Annotated in this window: 7 protein-coding genes; 3 read left to right on the top strand and 4 right to left on the bottom strand. The window is 63.2% G+C overall.

Translation table 11 applies throughout. The annotated features are described in order from the left end of the window. The 3 genes from ftsY to C5J22_RS30770 form a co-directional block, all read left to right on the top strand. Window positions 1-952, top strand: a 952-nt coding sequence (ftsY, locus tag C5J22_RS30780) for a signal recognition particle-docking protein FtsY (RefSeq protein ID WP_105441372.1), incomplete at its 5' end; no start/stop codon positions are given. Between the two features lie 64 nt (window positions 953-1016). Then, window positions 1017-1700: a septation protein A gene (locus C5J22_RS30775; protein WP_105441371.1), complete on the top strand. Its 684-nt coding sequence runs from the start codon at window positions 1017-1019 to the stop codon at window positions 1698-1700. Continuing rightward, window positions 1697-2284, top strand: coding sequence for a DUF2585 domain-containing protein (locus C5J22_RS30770; RefSeq protein WP_105441370.1), 588 nt, complete (start codon window positions 1697-1699; stop codon window positions 2282-2284). The genes C5J22_RS30775 and C5J22_RS30770 overlap by 4 nt, the downstream gene beginning before the upstream one ends. A 399-nt stretch (window positions 2285-2683) precedes the next feature. On the opposite strand, the gene C5J22_RS30765 is transcribed toward C5J22_RS30770, so the two are convergent. From C5J22_RS30765 to ccmB, 4 genes are all read right to left on the bottom strand, one after another. Then, window positions 2684-3286, bottom strand: coding sequence for a DsbE family thiol:disulfide interchange protein (locus tag C5J22_RS30765; RefSeq protein WP_105441369.1), 603 nt, complete (start codon window positions 3284-3286; stop codon window positions 2684-2686). Then, window positions 3283-3453, bottom strand: coding sequence for a heme exporter protein CcmD (ccmD, locus tag C5J22_RS30760; protein WP_105441368.1), 171 nt, complete (start codon window positions 3451-3453; stop codon window positions 3283-3285). The genes C5J22_RS30765 and ccmD overlap by 4 nt, the downstream gene beginning before the upstream one ends. Before the next feature lie 4 nt (window positions 3454-3457). Next, a complete protein-coding gene (locus tag C5J22_RS30755; RefSeq protein WP_105441367.1) occupies window positions 3458-4216 on the bottom strand; it encodes a heme ABC transporter permease in 759 nt (252 codons plus the stop codon). Window positions 4217-4305: 89 nt separating this feature from the next. Further along, the gene (gene ccmB, locus C5J22_RS30750; RefSeq protein ID WP_105441366.1) at window positions 4306-4965 is read right to left on the bottom strand and encodes a heme exporter protein CcmB; all 660 of its coding nucleotides are present in this window, start codon (window positions 4963-4965) and stop codon (window positions 4306-4308) included. Window positions 4966-5080 lie beyond the last annotated feature (115 nt).

Genomic DNA, 5080 nt, shown 5'->3' with positions numbered 1-5080 from the left:
ACCCACGCCCGAACCCGTCGCGCCAGCTGCGAAGCTCACCTGGTTCCAGCGCCTGCGCGCCGGCCTTTCCCGCACGTCGTCGCAGCTCACCGGCCAGATCAGTGCGCTCTTTACCAAGCGCAAGCTGGACGAAGAAACGCTGGAACAGCTCGAAGATCTGCTGATCCAGGCCGATCTCGGGGTCGAGACAGCCATGCGCGTCACCGGGGCGCTGTCCTCCGAGCGTTATGGCAAGGACGTAACCGGCGAGGACGTGTCTCGGATCATGGCCGAAGAGATCACCAGGGTTTTAGGCCCGGTTGCCAAACCGCTGGCGCTCGATCTCAATCACAAGCCGCATGTCATCCTTGTCGTCGGCGTCAACGGCACCGGCAAGACCACGACGATCGGCAAGCTCGCGGCAAAACTCTCCGGCTCCGGCCTCAAGGTCATGCTCGCTGCCGGCGACACGTTCCGCGCCGCCGCGATCGAGCAGCTGAAGATCTGGGCGGACCGCACTGGCTCGGGGTTTATCGGGACCAAGCTCGGCGCCGATGCGGCCGGCCTTGCTTATGACGCCTACGAGCAGGCGCGCGCCAACAAGAGCGATGTGCTGATCATCGATACCGCCGGCCGGCTGCAGAACCGCACCGAGCTGATGGCCGAACTCGAAAAGATCGTCCGCGTGCTCGGCAAGCTCGATCCCGACGCCCCGCACACCGTGCTGCAGACGCTGGACGCCACGACCGGCCAGAACGCCATGAACCAGGTCGAGATTTTCCGGAACGTTGCGGGGGTCAGCGGGCTTATCATGACGAAGCTCGACGGTACGGCGCGCGGCGGCATCCTGGTGGCGATTGCCGCCAAGCACAAGCTGCCGGTCTATTTCATCGGTGTCGGCGAGGGCGTCGACGATCTCGAACCCTTCGAGGCGCAGGATTTTGCCCGCGCCATTGCCGGGATTGCCCATTGATGCCACAAATCTGCCTTGGCACTCGCGCAGAGCCAAGGCATGACGAAGCAGGTTTGACCAGTATATGAAATTCGAAAGCGACACGACGCCCACCGCCGCCGACCGGCACCATCCGATGCTGAAGCTCTCGCTCGAGCTGGGGCCGCTGCTCGTCTTCTTCTTCGCCAATCTGCGCGGGGAATGGCTTGCCGCGACCTTCCCATGGCTTTCGGTGCTCGGTGGTCCGCTGTTCATCGCCAGCGGCCTGTTCATGGTCGCGACGGTCATTTCGCTCGTCGTCTCGAAGGTCGTTCTCGGGCATCTGCCCATGATGCCCTTCATTTCCGGCATCGTTGTCCTCGTTTTCGGCGGGCTCGGCATCTGGCTGCAGGACGAGCTGTTCTTCAAGATGAAGCCGACCATCATCAACACGCTGTTCGGCGTCGTGCTGCTCGGCGGCCTGCTGTTCGGCAAATCGCTTCTCGGCTATGTGTTCAATGCGGCCTTCCAGCTCGATGATGCCGGCTGGCGCAAGCTGACCATCCGCTGGGGCGTGTTCTTCCTGTTCCTCGCCGTCCTCAACGAAATCGTCTGGCGCGGCGCGAACGCCTATTACCTGCCCGACGCCAAGGCGGCGGATAACTTCTGGGTAGCCTTCAAAGTCTGGGGTACAATGCCGATCACGCTGATCTTCACGATGACGCAGATGCCGCTGATCATGCGCCACACAGTCCAGGACACCGCAGGCAACGCCGAGGCCGAAAAGTGACGGCGGCGGAATTCTCTCCATCGAGTTCGTCCTCCAAGCGCTGGTTTCTCGCCGCGCTCATCCTCTTTCTGCTCCAGATCGCGATCCTCTACGCGATCGGCCGCATTCCGATCTGCGAATGCGGTTATGTGAAGTTTTGGGAAGGCGGGGTGAATACCAGCGGCAATTCTCAGCACCTCTCCGACTGGTACACGCCGTCGCATATCATCCACGGCTTCCTGTTCTATGGTCTCGGCTGGCTGATCCTGCGCCGCGCTCCGCTGGCGGCCCGGCTTTCGCTGGCGATCCTGATCGAGGCTGCCTGGGAGATTGCCGAAAATTCCCCGCTGATCATCGACCGCTACCGCACGGCGACCATGGCGCTCGGTTATACCGGCGACAGCATTCTCAATTCGGCGATGGATACGGTGTTCATGGCGCTCGGCTTCTTCGCCGCCTCGCGTCTGCCGGTTTGGCTGACGGTCGCCATCGCCATTTTCTTCGAGCTGGCGACCGGCTACATCATCCGCGACAACCTGACGCTCAACGTGCTGATGCTCGTCTGGCCGGTCGATGCGGTGCGGGTGTGGCAGGGTGGGCTGTAGCACGGGACGGGTTTTGACTGGGGAGGATTTCCTCGCCCCAAGAAAAACCCGCCCAACCTCATCAACGCTTTAGCCATATTCGCTTTCCCATTCATCCCCGCCTCTCGCACCCATTCGATAATCGCCCCGTCATCGGATGGGAAACCGGGTTCGCGAACCGGCCTCCTCATCCAAGGGTTCTCGGACCCCGGTTCCGGTGATGGCTGCAAAGGTAGTTGGCGAGGCCTGACAATCCTCGAAAGTCCATCAAAACAGTCGGGGCAGGCACAAATACCTACCTCCCACATAACGGATACCGCCTGCCCCATTCCCAAACCAAAACCGCGCCGGACAAGAGGTCCCGCGCGGCCAAAGGTGCTTCTTCCAAATTCGTAATCGGCCCACAAGGCTGCGGGATCGCTAACGTCCCGCGGACGCCTTTTCGATCGCCGGCATGAGGTCCTGCGTCAGGCTGCGCTCGTCGAAGGGGCCGACCTTTTTGTAGAGGATCGTGCCGTCAGGGGCGACCAGATAACTTTCCGGAATGCCGTAGACGCCCCAGTCGATCGCCGCCTTGCCGTTCGGATCGATGCCGATCGCCTTATAGGGGTTGCCGAGTTCGCCGAGGAAACGCAGCGCGTTGTCGTTGCGGTCCTTGTAATTGATCCCGACGATGGTGAGCCGGCTGTCGTTCGCCAGTTCCTTCAGGATCGGGTGTTCCTGCCGGCAGGGCACGCACCAGGAGGCGAAGACGTTGACCAGCGTCAGCTTGCCGGCGATCGCCGCGGTCGTCAGCGCCGCGGTGTTCGAGCCTTCCAGCGGCGGCAGCGCCAGCGACGGCGCCTTTTTGCCGATCAGGGCCGAGGGGATGGCCGAAACGTCGCGACCGTTGACGTCCTGGTCGTAGAGCATCTTGCCGGCGACCGCTGCAAAGCCGAGAAAAATCGCCAGCGGGATCAGCGGCAGCGCATAACGCGCCAGGCTTTTGCGTGCGGCGGGCTGATTTTCGGTCTCGATGCTCATGCCGCGTCATCCTTCGTCTGGGCGGAGCGGCGGCGGATGCCGGAGGCTTCGAGCTCGGCCAGTTCCTGCCTGCGGGCGCGGCCGTCGAGCCAGGTCCAGCCGATCAGACAGAGGATGACGATGGCCGAAACGGCATAGGACATGGCGATATAGAAGGTATGGCTCATGGTCTCACGCTTCCCGTCCGGCCATCCGCGCTGCCATCCGCCGCTGGGCGGCGACGCGGCGGCGCCAGATCTCGTTGCGCATTGCCATTGTGTGCAGGGTGAAGAACAGCGTCGTGAAGGCGATCGCCATGATCAGCAGCGGCCAGAGGAATTCCTGGTCGATGGTCGGGCCGCCCATGCGGATGACGCTGGCCGGTTGGTGCAGCGTGTTCCACCAGTCGACCGAGAACTTGATGATCGGGATGTTGACGAAACCGACAAGGATCAGCACAGCGGATACGCGCGCCGCCCGCGACGGATCGTCCATGGCGCGGTTGAGCGCGATCAGGCCGAGATACATCAGGAACAGCACGAAGACCGAGGTCAGCCGCGCGTCCCACACCCACCATGTGCCCCACATCGGCCGGCCCCAGAGCGAGCCGGTGGCTAGCGCGATCAGCGTGAAGGCCGCGCCGAGCGGGGCTGCCGCCTTGTGGCTGACGTCGGCGAGAGGATGGCGCCAGACCAGCGTGCCGATCGCCGAAACGGCCATCACCGTGTAGCACATCATCGACAGCCAGGCGGCTGGCACATGCACGTACATGATACGCACCGTCGCGCCCTGCTGGTAATCGCCTTCCGTCGTGAAGCTCAGATAGAGCCCGATGGCAAAGAGGATCATCGTCGCCGCCACCATCCACGGCAAGATGCGGGCCGCCAGCGCCAGAAACCGCGTCGGGTTGGCCAGCTCGGAAAATTTGCTGATGGCAAGGCTGTCGGTCATGGGCACTTTCTAATATGCGCGCGGAAAAATCAGCTTGATCCTGGTCAATTAGCCGGTCGTCGATCCGATCCCGTTCAATCCGATTCTAGTCAATCGCCGGCATTGCGCAACGCCAGTGCCGCGCCGAGCGGACCGAGGACGGCAAAAAACATCGTGATCGCCACCAATATCAGGAAAGGCGGCATAAACGGGGCAGGATCCTCGACCGCCGCATAGGAAGCGCTGACGCCGAAGATCAGCACGGGGATCGCAAGCGGCAGGACGAGGATCGAAACGAGCAGCCCGCCCCGCGGCAGGGCCACCGCCACCGCCGCGCCGACCGCGCCGATGAAGGTCAGCGCCGGCGTGCCGACCAAGAGCGTCAGCATGGTGGCGCCGATCGCCACCTCGTCCATGTTCATGAACAGGCCAAGCAGCGGCGATGCGATCACCAGCGGCAGGCCGTTGCCGAGCCAGTGGGCGAGGCATTTGATGAGCACGGTCAGCACCAGCGGGTGTTCCTGCATCAGCAGCAGGTCGAGCGAGCCGTCCTCCCGCTCGGTCTGGAACAGGCGGTCGAGGCCGAGCAGGGCCGACAGCAGCGCCCCGATCCAGACGATCGCCGGGCCGATGCGGGACAACAGATTGAGATCCGGGCCGACGCCGAATGGGACGACCGCGACGACGGTCATGAAAAAGAGGACGCCGATTAGAGCGCCGCCACCGGCGCGGACCGACAGTTTGAGGTCGCGGAGGAGGAGGGCGGTCATGATATTTGCCTCCTTTGCCGCATGGGCGAAGACCCCTCCCCAACCCCTCCCCACAAGGGGGAGGGGCTTACCCAGCCGCTCGCGTCATCAAACGCAGCAACCGTCGCAGGGGGAG

This window comes from Neorhizobium sp. T25_13 (assembly GCF_002968675.1).
Classification (GTDB): Bacteria; Pseudomonadota; Alphaproteobacteria; order Rhizobiales; family Rhizobiaceae; genus Neorhizobium; species Neorhizobium tomejilense.
Note: the sequence above shows the minus strand (reverse complement) of the source record. Positions and strands in the feature narration are given on the sequence as shown.